General features: G+C 59.8%; 17 protein-coding genes. 4 read left to right on the top strand and 13 right to left on the bottom strand.

What is annotated here, in order from left to right; genetic code table 11:
- Window positions 1–24: 24 nt before the first annotated feature.
- From BBJ66_RS02340 to BBJ66_RS02305, 8 genes are all read right to left on the bottom strand, one after another.
- Window positions 25–1275 (bottom strand): NAD(P)/FAD-dependent oxidoreductase, encoded by a 1251-nt coding sequence (locus BBJ66_RS02340; RefSeq protein WP_071084691.1) that lies wholly within the window; start codon window positions 1273–1275, stop codon window positions 25–27.
- An 82-nt stretch (window positions 1276–1357) separates the two neighbouring features.
- Window positions 1358–2635: an alpha/beta hydrolase gene (locus BBJ66_RS02335; RefSeq protein ID WP_049730629.1), complete on the bottom strand. Its 1278-nt coding sequence runs from the start codon at window positions 2633–2635 to the stop codon at window positions 1358–1360.
- A 569-nt stretch (window positions 2636–3204) separates the two neighbouring features.
- Window positions 3205–4086, bottom strand: a complete 882-nt coding sequence (locus BBJ66_RS02330; protein ID WP_071084690.1) for an aldo/keto reductase — start codon at window positions 4084–4086, stop codon at window positions 3205–3207.
- Window positions 4087–4324: 238 nt separating this feature from the next.
- A complete protein-coding gene (locus tag BBJ66_RS02325; RefSeq protein WP_049730631.1) occupies window positions 4325–4960 on the bottom strand; it encodes a TetR family transcriptional regulator in 636 nt (211 codons plus the stop codon).
- Window positions 4961–4979: 19 nt separating this feature from the next.
- A complete protein-coding gene (locus BBJ66_RS02320; RefSeq protein ID WP_071084985.1) occupies window positions 4980–5651 on the bottom strand; it encodes a class I SAM-dependent methyltransferase in 672 nt (223 codons plus the stop codon).
- A 283-nt stretch (window positions 5652–5934) separates the two neighbouring features.
- The gene (locus tag BBJ66_RS02315) at window positions 5935–6234 is read right to left on the bottom strand and encodes a hypothetical protein (RefSeq protein WP_071084688.1); all 300 of its coding nucleotides are present in this window, start codon (window positions 6232–6234) and stop codon (window positions 5935–5937) included.
- Between the two features lie 155 nt (window positions 6235–6389).
- A complete protein-coding gene (locus tag BBJ66_RS02310; protein ID WP_071084686.1) occupies window positions 6390–6761 on the bottom strand; it encodes a cell surface protein in 372 nt (123 codons plus the stop codon).
- A gap of 190 nt (window positions 6762–6951) precedes the next feature.
- Window positions 6952–7272, bottom strand: a complete 321-nt coding sequence (locus BBJ66_RS02305) for a hypothetical protein (RefSeq protein WP_071084684.1) — start codon at window positions 7270–7272, stop codon at window positions 6952–6954.
- A 264-nt stretch (window positions 7273–7536) separates the two neighbouring features.
- Here BBJ66_RS02305 and BBJ66_RS02300 point away from each other — a divergent pair, with 264 nt between their 5' ends.
- Together BBJ66_RS02300 and BBJ66_RS02295 are read left to right on the top strand one after the other, a co-directional pair.
- Window positions 7537–8949 carry an MATE family efflux transporter gene (locus BBJ66_RS02300; protein WP_071084682.1) on the top strand — a complete coding sequence of 471 codons (1413 nt, stop codon included), beginning with the start codon at window positions 7537–7539 and terminating at the stop codon, window positions 8947–8949.
- A gap of 31 nt (window positions 8950–8980) precedes the next feature.
- Window positions 8981–10207 carry an adenylate/guanylate cyclase domain-containing protein gene (locus BBJ66_RS02295; RefSeq protein WP_071084680.1) on the top strand — a complete coding sequence of 409 codons (1227 nt, stop codon included), beginning with the start codon at window positions 8981–8983 and terminating at the stop codon, window positions 10205–10207.
- Window positions 10208–10460: 253 nt separating this feature from the next.
- Here BBJ66_RS02295 and BBJ66_RS02290 read toward each other — a convergent pair whose 3' ends face one another.
- From BBJ66_RS02290 to BBJ66_RS02280, 3 genes are all read right to left on the bottom strand, one after another.
- Complete coding sequence (locus tag BBJ66_RS02290) at window positions 10461–11438, bottom strand: enoyl-CoA hydratase-related protein (protein ID WP_083335508.1); 978 nt, start codon at window positions 11436–11438, stop codon at window positions 10461–10463.
- A gap of 316 nt (window positions 11439–11754) precedes the next feature.
- On the bottom strand, window positions 11755–12684 hold the full coding sequence (locus BBJ66_RS02285) for an alpha/beta fold hydrolase (protein WP_083335507.1): 930 nt from the start codon (window positions 12682–12684) through the stop codon (window positions 11755–11757).
- 36 nt (window positions 12685–12720) lie between these two features.
- A complete protein-coding gene (locus BBJ66_RS02280) occupies window positions 12721–13557 on the bottom strand; it encodes an alpha/beta fold hydrolase (RefSeq protein ID WP_244511614.1) in 837 nt (278 codons plus the stop codon).
- A gap of 115 nt (window positions 13558–13672) precedes the next feature.
- Between BBJ66_RS02280 and BBJ66_RS02275 the strand changes: the two genes are divergently transcribed.
- Window positions 13673–14242, top strand: coding sequence for a TetR/AcrR family transcriptional regulator (locus BBJ66_RS02275; RefSeq protein WP_071084678.1), 570 nt, complete (start codon window positions 13673–13675; stop codon window positions 14240–14242).
- A 174-nt stretch (window positions 14243–14416) separates the two neighbouring features.
- A complete protein-coding gene (locus BBJ66_RS02270) occupies window positions 14417–15166 on the top strand; it encodes a class I SAM-dependent methyltransferase (protein ID WP_071084676.1) in 750 nt (249 codons plus the stop codon).
- A gap of 30 nt (window positions 15167–15196) precedes the next feature.
- Here BBJ66_RS02270 and BBJ66_RS02265 read toward each other — a convergent pair whose 3' ends face one another.
- Together BBJ66_RS02265 and BBJ66_RS35585 are read right to left on the bottom strand one after the other, a co-directional pair.
- Complete coding sequence (locus BBJ66_RS02265; RefSeq protein WP_071084674.1) at window positions 15197–15784, bottom strand: hypothetical protein; 588 nt, start codon at window positions 15782–15784, stop codon at window positions 15197–15199.
- Window positions 15784–15915 (bottom strand): hypothetical protein, encoded by a 132-nt coding sequence (locus BBJ66_RS35585; RefSeq protein ID WP_274534062.1) that lies wholly within the window; start codon window positions 15913–15915, stop codon window positions 15784–15786. The genes BBJ66_RS02265 and BBJ66_RS35585 overlap by 1 nt, the downstream gene beginning before the upstream one ends.
- Window positions 15916–15977 lie beyond the last annotated feature (62 nt).

The following is a 15977-nucleotide window of genomic DNA, read 5'->3' as shown; positions in this document are numbered from 1 at the left end:
CGACGCCGCCATCGACAGTAAATCCTAATATCGGTCTATGCGGAACGGGGCGATGTCGAGGGACGGTTCGAGCCCGGTCACCATATCGCCGATCAGCCGCGCTGTCGTTGCGGCATAGGTCAGGCCGAGATGGCCGTGGCCGGTCGCGTAGAAAACACCGGGCATCTTCGAGGAGGGCGAAATGATCGGGATGGTATCGGGCAGCGCCGGGCGGTGGCCCATCCAGTCCGTCGCCTCTTCGAGCTTCAGCCCGGGCAGCGCGCGTTGGGCGTGGCGCACCAGCACCCGCGGGCGGCGGAAATCCGGCGCCGCATCGAGCCCGGCGAGTTCGACATTGCCGCCGACACGGATGCCGCCTGCCGTCGGCGTCACCATGAAGGCGCGCGCCGGCCAGATCATCGAATAGCGCATGGAGATGCCCGGCTTCATGATCTGCGTGTGATAGCCGCGCTCGGTTTCAAGCGGGATCGGCTCGCCGAGCTTTTCGGCCAGAAAACGGGTGTGGACACCGGCGGCGAGCACGACGGAATCGGCCTCGACGCGGCCGCCCTCTTCCAAGAGAACGACAACGGTGCCATCACCCTTGCGCTCGATGTTCCTGACCGCGCCGGAGACAAAGGCCGCGCCCGCGGCTTTGGCCGCCTCGGCCAGTTTGACCACCAGTCTATAGGGATCGCGGATCGACTTGTTGTCGGGCAGCAGCACCGCCTTGGCGATGGTAGGCGAAAGCGCCGGCTCATAATATTGGATGGCGCCGTTGCTCAACACCTCGAACTCGAGACCGTAGCGCTGCATCATGGCGATATGGCCGCGGTCGGCGGCAAATTCCGCCTCGGTCTCGTAGATCGCCAGACACCCCTCTTCCGTCATCATCTCGGGCGCGCCGATCGCCTCGAGCATCTGCCTGAAATCGCCGAGCGCCTGTTGCGACAGGCTCATACCGGCATCCTCGATCTCTCTCAGGCGCGACGGGCGGCCGGCGGCAAGGAAACGCAGGAACCAGGGCAGCATCTTGGCCGCATAGGAGGGTCGCAGCCAGACCGGACCTTCGGGATCGAGCAGCCAGCCCGGCATTTTCCTCCAGGTCGAAGGGCCGGAACCGGCGGCGAAATCGAGCGCGATGCTTGCCATATTGCCGAAGGAGGTGCCGCGTCCCGGCTCGCCCTTGTCGACCAGCGTCACCGCAAGCCCGCGCCGCTGCAGCTCGAAGGCGATCGAGGCGCCGATCACGCCTGCGCCGACGACAACCACCCTCTTCTTCGTCTCATCCGCCATGCATCAACCCATCCAGACGGCAGACAGAATTTGCCGTTCGTCACTCTGATATATCAGATCGGTGGTGATGCCTATGGAATTTTTACTGGCTTTCCGGCAGGCTTGCGCCGACGCTGTCGCCGACCGAACCGACGGTATTGTCCATCGACTGGCCGAGACGCTTCAGCTGGGCGTCGTAATTGCGCCTTGTGCGCGGATCGAAGATGGCGATCGGCGTGCTGACGGCGACGCTGACGGCACTTCCGGCCGTCTGGGCAGCGCCCATCGCCACCGCGCCGACGGCCTCTCCGAGACCGACATTGGAATCGGTGATCGTCTGGCCGGCAATCAGCCGGTCGCCGATCAGCTTCACCACTTCGGGGCTTTCAGCGAATTTGCCATGGTTCAGCCGGTCGCCGCCCTTGAGCTTGGTGAGATCGAGCACGGTGATGCCGGCCGCCTCCAGCTTGCTGCGATAGGGTTCGGCGGAGGGATCGATCTGGCCGAGGCGATCGACATTGCCCGAGATGCGCCGCGACAACGCCAGCGCCCGATCATCCCTGGAGACGAAGATGGTGAAATGCGGCTTGTCCTTGCCGAGGCTGACGAACTGGCGGCCGAAGACGTCGACATCGAGATCCGGCGAGGCGAGGATGACATTGTTGATCTTCGACGCGACGTGGCCGTTGCGGATCGCCATCTGCCTGAGCGCTTCGACGGTCAGCCAAGTGCCCATCGAATGCGCCATGATGGTGACGTCGCTGACGGCGGGATTGGCGGCGGTGCGGGCCAGCAGCTCCTCCAGCGCATCGCGGGAATAATTGGTGCTTTCCTTGTCGTAATTGTAATCGAAGATGCTGGCGCGCGAGGGCCAGGTGAAGACGACGGGGGCGACGTCGGCATGCGAATCATGGACGATCTGCGCGAAGCGGTAGACGGCATCCTCATAACGATTGTTGAAGCCGTGCACGAAGACCAGCACCCGCCGGCTTTTAGGCATATGGCCCTTCAGCCAGGTCTCGCCCGCCCGCTCGCCTTCGAGCGGATCGACGGACACGGTGACGAAATCGCGCAAGGGATCGGCCGGCAACCGCCTTGGCCATTGCACCTGGCCGACCTTGCGATTGGCCTCCGGCGGGATGGAGACATCGACGGCATTGACGGTCAGCCCGGTGCCGCGTTCACCTGAGAAAAGCACTGCGGGATTATCATCGGCAGCGCGCGTCGTCGCGACAAGAAGATCGACCTTCGAGGTGCCGGGTGGCACGCTGCCGGCCGCCTGCATGACGCCGACCGGCCTGCCGCCGCAGCCGGCAAGCGTAAACGCCGCCAGCAGAAGACCTGTCAGAGCCGCCCGCGGGCCGCGCCATTTGCCGATCATGATCAAACTCCAACCGGTTCGCGCACCGACAGGCGGCGCCCGTTCAAATAGGCTGACGACGCATGCCGAGTCAAATTTGCGCGCGGCGGAGAGCTTGAATGGGAAAACGAAAAGAGCCTGGCGCGGGAGGAGGTGCGCCAGGCTCTTGATCCTGACTGACAACTGGGAGGAGGAGTGTTGTCAGTCCGATGTAAGAGCGCTGGGAGGAGGAGTGCGCTGCTTACGAAGATAGTGATACCCCATTCATTTGATTGGGAATAGCGAAAATACCGCAATGCAGCAATGCGTTGAGCGCAAGGCTTGCCCTGAAATTAACAGGGCGCCGCCTTATTTTTTAGCATGTTTGACCAGGTGGTCAAAATTGTGCTGAAAAATGCGTCTCAGTTCAGAGACCGCCACCAGCCCCTCATCCGCCTGCCGGCACCTTCTCCCCGCTTGCGGGGCGAAGGGGATATGCCGCAACCTCTCCGTCCCTCACCAACGTCTCGCGGGGCACGTCCCCTCGCCCCGTTTACGGGGAGAGGGTTAGGGTGAGGGGCAGCTTATGGGGTACAGCCCGGGCAGATCCCTCACGCCGCCTTAAACACCTTCCGGCCCTCGGCATCGAGCGCCGAGAATTCCTCGTCCGACAGGGTGATATCGACGGCCGCGACGTTTTCTTCGAGGTGCTTGACCTTGGAGGTGCCGGGGATCGGCAGCATGACCGGGCTGCGTTTCAGCACCCAGGCGAGCGCGATCTGGCTCGGTGCGGCATTGTGCTTTTTGGCGATCGTATCGAGCAAGGAGCCCGGTTTGGCGAGATCGCCGGCAGCCAGCGGGAACCAGGGGATGAAGCCGATATTGTGTTTGGCGCAATAGTCGAGCACCTCCTCGCTGGTGCGATCGACGAGATTGTAGCGGTTCTGGACGGTGGCGACCTTGAAGTGTTTCGACGCCGCCTCGATGTCGGCGACGGAGACTTCGCTTAAGCCCGCATGGCGGATGAGGCCGGCATCGAGCAGCGATTTGATCGCATCGAATTGCTCCTTGGCCGGCACCTTCGGATCGATGCGGTGCAGTTGCCAGAGATCGATCTGCTCGAGCCCCAGGTTGCGCAGGCTCTTATGCGCCTGCTGGATCAGATATTCCGGGCGGCCGACCGGCAGCCAGATATCGGGGCCGTGGCGGGTCAGGCCGCCCTTGGTGGCGACGACGGATTTGCCGCCATAGGGATGCAGTGCCTCCTTGATCAGCCATTCGGAAATATCGGGGCCATAGGAATCGGCGGTATCGATGAAGTTGACGCCGAGTTCCGGCAGGCGCTTCAGCGTGCGGATGGATTCGGCATGATCGTCTGGCTCGCCCCAGATGCCCTTGCCGGTGACACGCATGGCGCCGAAACCGAGACGGTTGACCGCGATCTCGCCGCCGATCTTGAAGGTGCCTGACTTGGCTGCGTTATGACTGGACATGATCTTTCCTCTCCTGGTCAATGAAATCGTTAAAGTCGGTGGAGCGTTCAGGTGCCGCCCGGTTCACCTGCCATGGCGGGGCCTGGCCGAAAGCGATGCGGGCATGGTGATGATCCGCTCATCGTGGGGATATTGAGAATGTGGCCGTTACGACGCTTGCACATATAGGAGGGCGCCGCGTCGACGGACAGGGACGGCGCTGAAAATGCCGCAGAGTGCGCGGGTTCATCGATACGCATCAACGCCCGGTCTTCGCCTCGCCGCCGAATTCCGCCAGGATCGTCCACAGTTCGGCGAGGATTTCATAGGCGAAATCCTGCGGCGCCGCACCCGGCGGGCGCTGCTGCCAGAGTTCGGCCCCGACGCGCAGCGCGCCAATGACGACCGCCGCAAGCACGCGCATGCGCGACCGCTCCTCCGGATCATTTCCCTTGCGCAGAAGCAGCGCCTCGGCGAGCTTCTGCTCCAGCCTGGCATATTTCAGCTGGTCGCGGGCCTTCAGGGCCGGCGTGCGATGGATGAGTTCGCTAAGCGCCAGGCCGCGCTCGTCGACGGAGGCAAGGACGGCGGCGGTGATCGCCGCCTTGACCACGGCCACCGAGGGTTCTTCTGCCGGCCTTGCGGCGATCTGCGCCATCAGCCGATCGGCGAAGCCATCCTGCCAGGCGAACACCACCTCGTCCTTGGAGGGGAAATAATCGAAGAAACTGCGTTTGGAGACGTCGGCCGCCTCGGTGATGTCCTCGATGGTCGTGGCCTCGAAACCGCGCTGGAGAAAGAGGGTCATCGCCGCCTGCTCGATGCGCTCGCGCGTCTGCCGCCGCTTGCGTTGCCGCCTGCCTTCCCCAGTCGCCGTCCGCTTGCTGTCAGCCATTTCAGCCCGGCATCATCGTTCAGCCGCCGGTTTCGTTGGAAAAGGCGGCGACATCGTCGAGTTCAGCTTCGCTCGCACGATAGCTGAAACGTTCGCGCGACAGCTCCAGCGGCTTGCGGCGGGAAATCCGGTAGACGGAGGCCGGAGGCAGGTTGCGCACCGTGCCGCCGATGCGCACCGCCTTCAGGCCGAGACGGTCGAGGATCGGCCGCGGCACCGGGCAGCGCGGGCCATAGGTAAACTGATAGACAGCCCCGCCCGGGCGCAGATAGACGAAAGCGCCGGCCAGGATCGAGGCGATCTTGCGCGGCGACATGGACAGAAGCGGCAGGCCGCTGACAACCGCACCGACCGGTTCGCCCTCGAAAATATCGGCGTGGGCGAGTTGGGCCGCATCCATCTGCAACACACGCGCCATCGGGAAACGCGCCTGCAGGGCGGTGATGAACTCCGGACCGTACTCGATCAGGGTCAGATCCGCCTCACTTACGCCGCGCGCCAGCAGCGCCCGGGTGAAGACGCCGGTGCCGGGACCGAGCTCGATGATCGGCCCGTCAAGGGCGGCAATTTCACTGGTCATGATCCTGGCAAGCGAATCGCCGGATGGCGCGATCGCCGCGACGCGAAGCGGGTTGCTGATCCAGGAGCGGAAAAAATGCAGGAAATCGGAGCATGCGGCCTTTGCGGTCATGACTATCCCACCTGTCTGAAATTCGATTTGATTATGAAAAGCGACCATCGCGGCGAGCATGGCAATTCCAAGGCAGACACATCAAGCACCCGCCCGATCAAGCGATTGACACGAATTTTTCGGTTGAAACTCGATGTTTGTTTGTACTTATTGCATCTTTGCATTGGATGCAAGATTTACTGAAGATAACTGCGCCGGGACATGCCATCTCCGGCTGAGCGATATCCCACGGCAAAAAGGCGGCGCAAAGGCCGCCTTCAGACTCGCCAGCCGCCGAGGCTCGTCAGTAGTTGCAGCCGGAGCTGCTCGTCGGGTTGAAGCCGAGCTTGCAATCCATGTTGAGGGGCTTCTTCGGGTTCGTCATATAAGGTGTCGAGCCCATGCTGTCCGCGCGCTCGCCGATCGAACCGGTCGTGCGCCTGTCATGTTCGATCCTGGTTTCCTGCCGGACAACCGGACGCGCGGTTGCACGCTGCTCCGTCGCGCTCGACTGGAGCGGGGCTGCCGCGGCTGGAAAGGCCGCGAGGCCGAGGATCGCAGCGAGGGCCGCGGCGGTCAGGCCGGTCTTGAAGGTGATGGTCATAATCGTCTCCTTGGGAGGATTCAGGGACTTTACGCCCCGGAATTAGGAAGGCGATCTGTCACAATCTACGGCGCCAAAGCGGAGGTCACGGACATGTGAGCGGCCCCACGAATGGCGAAAGAGGCGGGTCATCGCCGCCTCTTTCATTTGCCGGCTCAATAGCCGTTGTCGCAGGGCATGCTGCCGGGACCGATCGATCCCGAAAACGTAGGGTTGCACATTTCCGGAACTGCCGGTCTGTTCACCGGCTGGCGGACGATCGAGCCCGTGGTGCCGGCCTCGACGCCGAAGGCGGCAAGCGGATACCAGTAACCGTCGGAATGGCGGCGGGTGCCGGGGCGCTCGGTGCGGAAGCCCTGATAGCCATGCCAGGACCCGGCATGTGGTTTATATTGCACCATTTTTACGGCTTGGACATCGGGCGGCCGAACCGCCTGGATGGGTGCCGCCTGCGCTGGAGCGATCGATGCGAGGGCGAGAAAGGCACTGAGCGCCGTGGTGGAAGGGACAAGTCTGGACATCTTCATGATAAACCCTCCTTCGTGGATTTACCTGATGAAAATGCCTTTCCCAACGGCGGAGTTCCCGTTCACATGCAACTTCCAAAACTCGTGATTGCAGGCGATCCGGCGTGAGCAAATCGCCGAAAAACGTGAAAAGTCGCGATCGGCGAAAGGGCTCAAGCGGCGCTCGGGCGGAATTACGAATTCTCTGTTCTCAATTCGCGTATAATGTCCGGTAGCCCTGGCCGGAGAGGCAGGCGACATATTGCCGGTGGGCCGCGGCGCGCGCTATCGTTTCCGCCTCCAGCTCATCGGCCTCGATATAGCCCGTCAGCTGGGCGCGCAGCTGATACTGCTTTCGGGCCTCGTCATACATGGCGTTGCCGTCAGTCATGCAAATGCCATGCGCAACGGCAGGCGGATTGACCGGTACGCCGACCGCCAGGAGCACCGGATCATTGGCATGGTCGATGCAGCCGGCAAGCGCCGTCGTCATCGCAAGGACTGCCAGAGCCCGAAAAATTCGCACCATCATGCATTCCTCCGGCCGAACCGCCTCTGAGATCATCAGACCTGCGGGTACATCAGCAAGGTTGCGCGAAACTAGAATTACAGCTGCATTTTTGATTTGAGGTGTGCTTGCCTTGCTGCGGCTTGGTGTGCCCGTCGCCAAAGCGACCATGTGACGCATGATTTTATGGACCGTGATTTTAGATTTCGAACGAACTCTAATCTTGACTTAGATGACAAAAGACCTCTAAGTAGATCCAGTTGCGAACGCTATTCGCGAGGCCTAGCCATGAATCGTCCCTCCTCTTCGAACATAATTCCGGTCCAGCAGCGAGAGATTCGACTTGGCGTGCTAGATGGCCCAATCATCCCAACCATTCTCAGTCTTGCAACACCAACAATCCTGGTCCTCGTGGTCCAGACACTCGTGGGCGTGGCAGAGACCTATTTCATTAGTTTCCTGGGCACTGACGCACTTGCCGGTGTCAGTTTGGTTTTCCCGATACTGATGCTCATGCAAATGATGTCGAACGGTGGGATCGGAGGCGGGACGGCTGCAGCCATTGCACGTGCTTTAGGGGCAGGCCGTCGAGGAGACGCCGACGCTCTGGTTTGGCACTCTATCGTCCTTGCCTGTGCTCTTGGGGGGATTTTTACGGCGCTTGCGCTTCTATTTGGCTCAATCCTTTTCCGATCCATGGGAGGGGAAGGCCAAACGCTCACTGCGGCGGTCACCTACTCATCCGTGGTATTTTCGGGCTCCGTTCCGATCTGGATCACAGCGCTCCTCTCATCCGCTTTGCGTGGCGCGGGCAATCCAAGAATCCCGGCCTTGGTGATTTTTGGGGGGACGATTGTGCTTCTTCCTCTGTCTCCAGCCCTTATATTTGGCTGGGGCCCCTTCCCGATACTCGGTATAGCCGGTGGCGGGCTTGCCATCGTGGTCTATTATTTGATCGCAGCTGTAGCCCTTGTATTGTATCTAAGATCGCCAAACACCTTTCTGAAATTGAAGGTTGTTCCTCTGGAACGACGACTGTTCGGCGAGATACTCGGCGTAGGCCTGCTCTCCGCGATTGGAACCGTCCAGGTCAATTTGACCGTAACCTTCGTCACCGCCGCTGTTGGCCATTTTGGAGTTGACGCATTGGCCGGTTACGGCATTGCCTCCCGTCTCGACTACCTCCAAATTCCTGTGATCTTCGGGCTCGGGACTGCGATAGTAACGATGGTAGGCCTCAACATCGGCGCCAACCAAATCGAGCGGGCTCGCCGTATCGCATGGATCGGCGCTTTTCTCGCGTTCGGTTTTTCGGGGATAATTGGCATTATTGGGGCGCTTTGGCCGGCGGTCTGGATGAGAATCTTCAGCGATGACCCCGACGTTTTGAACCAGGGTTCCCTATATCTGAAGACGGTAGCGCCTTTCTATGGGTCCGTCGGTCTGGGTCTCGCCCTTTATTTCGCCAGCCAAGGTGCAAAGAGCGTCCTGTTGCCGGTGCTTGCCGGAACCGTTCGAATGGTAATTGCAGCCTTCGTAGGATGGTCTGCCGTCCAATGGTTAGGTGTTGACCTTATCTCACTCTACGGCATCGTCGCGTTTGCTGCGGTCGTATACGGGGCACTCACCGCTGCGGCCATTTACTGGGGAAAATGGACGCGTGACGCGGTATCCCTACTCCAGCACGATAAATCGCCTTGAACGGCAGGATCCACCAAGATAAGGGCGATCAATGAACGAGCTTCGGAGCCTTGCCGCTTGGATCATCGACAAGGGCATTTGCAGCAGCAGCATCGAGGAAATTCTCCTGGGCGCAAGCGAACGACTTGTCGCACTCGGATACCCCGTTATGCGCCTGTCGATTTTGATGCCGTCACTTGATCCGACGCAACGCGGATTTTCTATATCGTGGTCATCGTCCACTGGTGTTTCCACCGAAATAACAACTCATGGAACTGCCGGCCAAAAGTCGTTTGAACGGTCCCCCGTCTTCTATTTGCTTTCGAATGAACTCCAATTCGCTCGGTGGAAGCTATCCGAGGGTGAAGATAAGCACCCTTACCCAATTCTTTCCGAGTTGCGTGAACAAGGTGCAACCGACTACGTGCTGAAATTGATCTCATTCCCCGGCGAGGCGGTGCTCGTTGGCATGGGTTTTTCGATGGCAGCAGACGGTCCCCAGGGGTTCTCACAAAAGCAGATCGACGACCTCGATATGTTTTTACCCGCGTTGGGTCTGGCATGTTACCGCATTGCTGCAACCCGAACCGCTACAGAAATGCTTGCTGTCTATACGGGTCCACGGACGAGTGGCAGGATTTTGAGTGGTCAGACCGCGCGCGGTGAGGGCACTGCTATCTACGCCGCAATTCTCCTGGCTGACCTCAAGAACTTTTCCGCATTGAGCGAGGTCTACGGTGCGAACCGGATCGTGGCATGGCTTAACGAACACTTCGAGGCAATAGGCGGCGCCGTCGAAGCTAATGGCGGCGAGATATTAAAATTTATGGGCGACAGCGTCCTATCCATTTTCCCGGCCGATCTCGATATGCCGGCAAACGCGTGTAAAAAGGCCTTTGTCGCGGCTCAGATGGCCCATACTGCCAACGACAATCTCAACCGGAGGCGATTGGCAGCAGGCGGCCCGGAGCTCTTGGTCGATGTGGTTTTGCATGTGGGTGAAATCTTTTATGGAAACGTTGGATCGCCTCGACGTCTCGATTTCACAGCCATCGGGAAAGCCGTTAACGAAGCAGCACGGATCGAGAGACTGTGTGACGCGGTAGGGCGAAGACTTTTGGTCTCAGAGAGCTTCGCAAACCATTTCGAGGGCGTCTTCGAGAAAGTAGGAACGTTCACGCTGCGGGGCATCGCCGCAGCCGCCGATGTATACGGAACAATGCCTCACCTGGCCGATGGACGTTCGCTTTCAGCTTCGGAAGCCGATGTTGAATCTTGACCGGGCAACTTTTCGTAGGCTGTGAGCGAGCGATATTTGCGGCGAGCTGTTTGCTAAATGACTCGCTCCCGCTGCTTTCAACAATATGAACTAGCCCCCTGAGTCTATCTTCCGTCCCCAGCTGCCGGCACCGCCCTCGGCGGCGCCGATGTCCTGGCCATCCCCTCCAGCGCCAGCTTCTCCTGCCGTGCGCATGTCCTCTTCCGTATTCTCAGACCAGCCGTGGACAGCGCGGATGTAGTCCGCTTTGGGTTCAGTTACCATGAAAGACAGGGGGACGACCTTCCGATTGCGCGGCCAGCCCCTCGATGAAATCCTCCGTACGATAGAGTGCAGCATACTGAGCGCCGAGCTGCGAGAACGCCTCGGCATCACCAGAATCAACGGCCAAATGCGCTGAAGTCAGAGTCGTCGCCACGCCGAGCGGCGCATTGGCTGCAATCTTGGTGGCGATCTCAATCGCGCGATCAAGGGCACCTTGGGGCGTCTTGACCATCTCCTGCAGGGTGCCCATCCGGTACGCCTCTTCGGCGGTCCAATGATCTCCAGTGAGCATGTATCGCATCGCATTGCCCCAGCCAGCTTCACGGACGAAGCGTACGGTCGAGCCGCCACCAGGGAAGCGACCATGCGCGTTTTCATCCTGACCGAAATTGGTTTCGGCTGCGGCGACCCGGATATCCGCCGAGAGGAACAATTCGTGGGCTAAATTCCAGGTATCACCGTGAACCGCGGCAATCAGCGGCTTCCTGCGCTGTGTTGGGCCGTAGTTGAGAGGATTGATGACGTGGGCCAGGCCAGCGAGGGGGCCCCCGCCGTTCGCGACGGCTCTGTATGCTTCCACGTCGATGCCGCGTGAAAACCGCTCGCCGTGGCCGAACAAGATCGCTGCTCGCAACGACGGATCGTGGTCATAATCATAAAGGGCTCTCGCCAATGCCTGAAAGGTTTCCGGATCGACCCGATTTTCGATGGCGGGGCGATTGAGGCCGAACAAGGCCACTTGGCCGCGGCGTTCGATGGTTAATTTGGCGCCAGAGTCGAGGCGTACCTCCACCAGCGTCGTAGCTTGTGCCGGCTGCACGGCCGCAGTCGATTGCGTGGGTTGAGTTTGCTGGGTCCGCTCTGCACCGAGGGCAGACGTGGCCGCTGTGGTCACGGGGACAATGGCAGCTATGGTTGCGGTCGCCTTGATGAGATCGCGACGCGCGATGATCGGCTCGTTCTTCATTCTCGATTCTCCGTATTTCGTGGCCATACGGCCTGCGTGCCTGTTGGTCGCTTGTTGGCCGGCTACCCGCCGACGGAGGGCACGCTCAAGGAGGCGGCGCGTGGGAGGCGGCGCGTGGGAGGCGCAAGAGAACAGGGCCTGGAAGGGCAAAGTCTGTAAGGACCGCATTCGCTATCCCGCGCCCTGGTCTCACCAGACGAGTGCCGAGTGTTCACACCCGGGTTCTTCAATCGCAGAGGAAATGGGTGGGCGGCTTCAGGCCGCCCACCGGACAATGCCACTGCCGACATATTGGCCTGGTGCTCCGCAAGCAGGCTTAGTTCGGTCCGTCAAGAAATGTATCCACTTGCGAGACGAAGAGCGTGTCGTGCTGAAACAGCGACCCGTGACCGGAGTCTGGATACAGGCTAAGCTGAGCGTTCGGGATGCGCTGAAACAGCGTAACGGACTCAAGCGTCGGGGCAATGAGATCCTTGCTTCCGTTCACGATCAGCACAGGTTGTTTGATTTGCGCAAGCTGCTCGGAGTTGTCCGGCATGCTGCCCCAGGTAACGAGAGCTTTGGCTTGCGCGCCCATGGTCTGTTCAGACGCTGGAGCCTCGGGGTCCACTGAGTGGTTGTTGATATTCTTCAAGTACTCGTCGGCTTCTGCCCTTCCCAGTTCAGTGTCGGTGAAAAACAGAAGGGCACGTAGCGGACGTCCGGTCTCACCGCTGGTTTTGACAGCCGTTGCAATCACGTTAGGAAGCTGCCTGAAGCCTGCCGAACCTTGTGGTGCCGAACCGACCAGGACTGCCTTTCTGATCAGTGATGGCTTTTCTATCAGAAGCTGTTGAACTATGGAGCCCCCGAGAGAAAAGCCGAGTGCGTCGACCTTCTGCAGCTTTAGGGCCTCGATCAGTTGCACAGCGATCTCGGCCATGCCCGCCACACTGTCCGGAGATTGTCCTTCGGAGGCTCCGACGCCCGCATTGTCGAATATGATGAGCTCCCGCCCCTTCGCCAGACCTTCCACAGTTCGTCGGTCCCAATCATCCATGGTGCCGGTAAAGTGCTGGAAGAGAACAAGGGGTGGCTTGGCACCGCGGTTGCCGATCGTTCGATAGGCGTAGCGCGTACCATCGACTTCGACATATTTGTTTTCGGTCGTGGTGTAGTCAGAGGCTAGAACGGGTTGGGCGGAAGCGACGCTGCCGATGACGGTCGCCGAGAGAAGCATCGTGGATAATATTAAGCGCTTGATCATTTCGCACCTTACTTTTGTTTTTCCGACGCGGGCGCGTTAGCGAAGAAACTCGAGAGCTTGCTGCACGAACAACTTGTGGTGCTGGAAGATGCCGCCGTGACCCGTACTCGGGAAAATGCTCAGGCGGGCATTGGGCAGGCGCTTCGCGAGCTCGAAGGAATTTACCGTGGGCACCATGATATCCTTGTCTCCGTTTGCGACGAAAACCGGATGTTCGACGTTGCTCAGATCGGTTGCTTCACTCCCGCCCCAATTGTCGATGGCGGCGATCTGGGCACCGATCGTCTCATCCCGGGCGGGTGCATCCCGATTCTCCGTGCGCTCTTCCAGGCGCGACAGGAATTCGTCGCCGGCTGCCTGCCCTTCGGCTGTTTCTGTGAAGAACAGAAAGTGCTTCGGATGTTTCCCGGTAGCTCCAGCCTGCTGAAATGCATTCTGGATCAGGGCCCCGACACCCGAGATGCCCTCGCCTCCGGTCGGCCCCGTTCCGGCAAGAATGATCTTACGAACGAGCCCCGGTTCGCGTTGGACGAAGGCCTGCGCAACGAAACCTCCAAGCGAAAAGCCGAAGAGATCAACCTTTTCAATCCCTAACGCATTCACAAAGGCAACCGCGTCCACCGCCATCTCGTCGACAGTTGCCGGTGCAATGCCATCAGTTCCACCCAGGCCGCGGTTGTCGAAAAGAATAACCGGGTGGCTGGCTGCAATTCCGTCAATCAACCGGGGGTCCCAATCATCCATCACGCCAGTCAGATGATGCAGGAAAAGAACAGGCACACCGTCCTTCGGGCCAAGCGTGCGGTAAACGAACTTCGTTCCATTTACATCAGCGTCCTTGGTTTCGGCAGTCGCAAAGGTCGTCATCGGCATGGCCTCTTTCAAAACACGTCGGCGCCAGCGGGATGTTGGCTTAATATAACGATCGTGATATAACGATCGTTATGCTATCAGCGTGCAGCATGTCAAGATGTGATTGGAGCAAGCAATGAGATACCCACCCGACCAGAAGGCGAAAGCACGGGCCGCGATGGTGGAGGCTGGAGCAAAAGCTCTTCGACGCAAGGGATTCAACGGGATCGGCGTCGACGGACTTGCGTCTGCCGCAGGTGTGACATCAGGTGCGTTCTACTCAAACTTTCCCAATAAGGAGGCACTGCTGCAGGAGGTCATTGAGACTTCTCTCGGAGAACCATTTGTCGCCTCGCAGGGAACGGTCCTGGAGCGTCGACAGAAGCTGAAAGAATGGATGGCGTTGTATTTCAGCGTTGATCATCGAGACAGTCCGGACACGGGATGTGTAATGCCCGCTCTGAGCGTGGATGTGGCCCGTGCGAGCCACGATGTCCGCGTCGCCTATACGGAACGGATCAATTTCCTTGTTGCGAAAATCGCCGAAGTTGTGGAAGGCGAAACGCGCGAACGCGAACGGAAGGCGTGGAATATAATCGCGTTGATGATCGGTTCTGTTTCCGCTGCACGCGCTATGTCCAACCAACAATCTGCGGAGACCGTTCTTGGCTTCGCCCTTGCATCGGCGATGGCTCAGATCGAGTGAGCCGTGGACATGACGGGGTCTACAATCCCACAGATGCTCTGCCGATTGGCGTACAGCTCTCGGAGGGACAGTTCGGTACAAGGCAAACCGACGTCAAAAGTTTAAATATTGCTTAAATATTATATTAATGCTTACTTATGGCCGCAGACGCTAATCTCTCCGGGGAGGAAGATTATGGCTTCGCCGTGGGTAATCGACGCGCTGTCGCATGCGCAATCAGCGTTTTCCAGCAAGATCAACACGGACATTCTCGAGGTTGGCGGTGGCTCCCGCACCCATATCCCGTTGCAGGGAGCGAGATATACGGTCCTCGACATCTCGAAGGAGCAGCTCGAGAGGAACCGGGACGCTTGCGAGCGGATCCTCGGCGATGCGCAAACCATAGACTACGGAGATCGCCATTTCGACGCCTGTGTCTTCTGGGACGTCCTCGAGCATCTGGAAAGCCCGCGCGCCGCCCTGCTTAGAGCCCATGACACCCTGTCTCCCGGCGGCTTGGTCTTCGTCAAGGGCCCGATCCTGAATTCGGCCAAAGGGATCTTCACCGACCTTACGCCCTGGTGGACCCACGTCCTGTTTTATCGCTACGTGCTGCGGCAGAAAAACGCTGGCAAACCGGGTTATGCCCCCTTCCGCGTCGAGCACGCCGCCGAGGCATCGCATTCGGAGATTGCCGGGACACTGAAGGAGCTCGGCATGGATATCGTCTTCGTCGGCGAATATGTGTCGACGCAGGTGCATGCGCTCAAGGACCGGATTCCCCCGCTTTATTGGCTCTATGAAGCCTTCGGCCTTCTGCTGCGCACAGTTTCGGCCGGAAGGATCGGCGGGCGGGAGACCGAGTTCCTGATCGTGGCAAAGTGCCTGCGTCCCCACCAAACTCTATATAGCACTTCGGAATCCCGAAATTGGCTGCGGCATTGAAATCCTTCACTCTTTCCTGAGGGTCACAGCTCACGAAACGCGGCGAATTTCGGGATCCCGAAGCGGTGGGATTTCGGGATCCCGAAGTGGCGTTTTTTTCTTCCGGCCGACACGCCCACGTTTATCGGCGGCAAGTTTGCGGTCGGTCTCGGACCATTTCCGGCACCTATCGGCCGTGCATTGTTTCCACTCGTCGGTGGCCGGCGCACCTTCATGGTCACCGACGAATGTCAGCGTGAACCGGTTGGGGTGCGCCACCCCGCTGCCTGCCCGGCCGCGGTGAACTTTGATCAGCCCCTTATATGCCAGCTCATCGAGCGCATCGGCGACATATTCGCCGGTGACGCCGTAGGACACGAACTGGGGATGGGTCACCACAAGTTTGCCGTTTTCAAGAGCGGCATGGGCGGTGTGCTCAATGACGATGCGGAAGAAGGCGCGGCAGGCATTGGCGCTCAATGTCGTGAATGCCGGCGATTCCAACAGCTGGATCGTCAGCCATTGCCAGCGGAGGCTGCCGTCATCGCTCCCGCCGGGCGGCGCGGTATGCTTGCGCACCATCGCCCGCGTCTTCCCGGCACTGGTGCGGCTCTTGTCGCGCGGGTTGAATTCCACCATCAGCCCCTCGCCGTCGTTGCCGGACGATCCTTCGGCAAGACGCCAGGCTTGCGAGGCCGGGAATTCTGCAGGCGGCGGCCGAAGCGCGTCCAGACGACCACCTCGACAACGGGAAAAATTTTGCTCGACATTCAGCATTCCATGGTTGCAATTGCGTGCAACCTAGCGCAAGCACGATCCATAAACTAGGAAA

This window comes from Rhizobium sp. RSm-3 (assembly GCF_001854685.1).
In the GTDB taxonomy this organism is placed as follows: domain Bacteria; phylum Pseudomonadota; class Alphaproteobacteria; order Rhizobiales; family Rhizobiaceae; genus Rhizobium; species Rhizobium ecuadorense.
The sequence above is the reverse complement of the archived record's forward strand: the minus strand, read 5'-3'. Positions and strand labels throughout refer to the sequence as shown.

Excerpts from the sequence above, each read along its gene's own strand:
- BBJ66_RS02340 (WP_071084691.1), bottom strand. The coding sequence starts at position 1,275 with ATGGCGGATGAGACGAAGAAGAGGGTGGTTGTCGTCGGCGCAGGCGTG.
- BBJ66_RS02335 (WP_049730629.1), bottom strand. The coding sequence starts at position 2,635 with ATGATCGGCAAATGGCGCGGCCCGCGGGCGGCTCTGACAGGTCTTCTG.
- BBJ66_RS02330 (WP_071084690.1), bottom strand. The coding sequence starts at position 4,086 with ATGTCCAGTCATAACGCAGCCAAGTCAGGCACCTTCAAGATCGGCGGC.
- BBJ66_RS02325 (WP_049730631.1), bottom strand. The coding sequence starts at position 4,960 with ATGGCTGACAGCAAGCGGACGGCGACTGGGGAAGGCAGGCGGCAACGC.
- BBJ66_RS02320 (WP_071084985.1), bottom strand. The coding sequence starts at position 5,651 with ATGACCGCAAAGGCCGCATGCTCCGATTTCCTGCATTTTTTCCGCTCC.
- BBJ66_RS02315 (WP_071084688.1), bottom strand. The coding sequence starts at position 6,234 with ATGACCATCACCTTCAAGACCGGCCTGACCGCCGCGGCCCTCGCTGCG.
- BBJ66_RS02310 (WP_071084686.1), bottom strand. The coding sequence starts at position 6,761 with ATGAAGATGTCCAGACTTGTCCCTTCCACCACGGCGCTCAGTGCCTTT.
- BBJ66_RS02305 (WP_071084684.1), bottom strand. The coding sequence starts at position 7,272 with ATGATGGTGCGAATTTTTCGGGCTCTGGCAGTCCTTGCGATGACGACG.
- BBJ66_RS02300 (WP_071084682.1), top strand. The coding sequence starts at position 7,537 with ATGAATCGTCCCTCCTCTTCGAACATAATTCCGGTCCAGCAGCGAGAG.
- BBJ66_RS02295 (WP_071084680.1), top strand. The coding sequence starts at position 8,981 with ATGAACGAGCTTCGGAGCCTTGCCGCTTGGATCATCGACAAGGGCATT.
- BBJ66_RS02290 (WP_083335508.1), bottom strand. The coding sequence starts at position 11,438 with ATGAAGAACGAGCCGATCATCGCGCGTCGCGATCTCATCAAGGCGACC.
- BBJ66_RS02285 (WP_083335507.1), bottom strand. The coding sequence starts at position 12,684 with ATGATCAAGCGCTTAATATTATCCACGATGCTTCTCTCGGCGACCGTC.
- BBJ66_RS02280 (WP_244511614.1), bottom strand. The coding sequence starts at position 13,557 with ATGCCGATGACGACCTTTGCGACTGCCGAAACCAAGGACGCTGATGTA.
- BBJ66_RS02275 (WP_071084678.1), top strand. The coding sequence starts at position 13,673 with ATGAGATACCCACCCGACCAGAAGGCGAAAGCACGGGCCGCGATGGTG.
- BBJ66_RS02270 (WP_071084676.1), top strand. The coding sequence starts at position 14,417 with ATGGCTTCGCCGTGGGTAATCGACGCGCTGTCGCATGCGCAATCAGCG.
- BBJ66_RS02265 (WP_071084674.1), bottom strand. The coding sequence starts at position 15,784 with ATGGTGGAATTCAACCCGCGCGACAAGAGCCGCACCAGTGCCGGGAAG.
- BBJ66_RS35585 (WP_274534062.1), bottom strand. The coding sequence starts at position 15,915 with ATGTCGAGCAAAATTTTTCCCGTTGTCGAGGTGGTCGTCTGGACGCGC.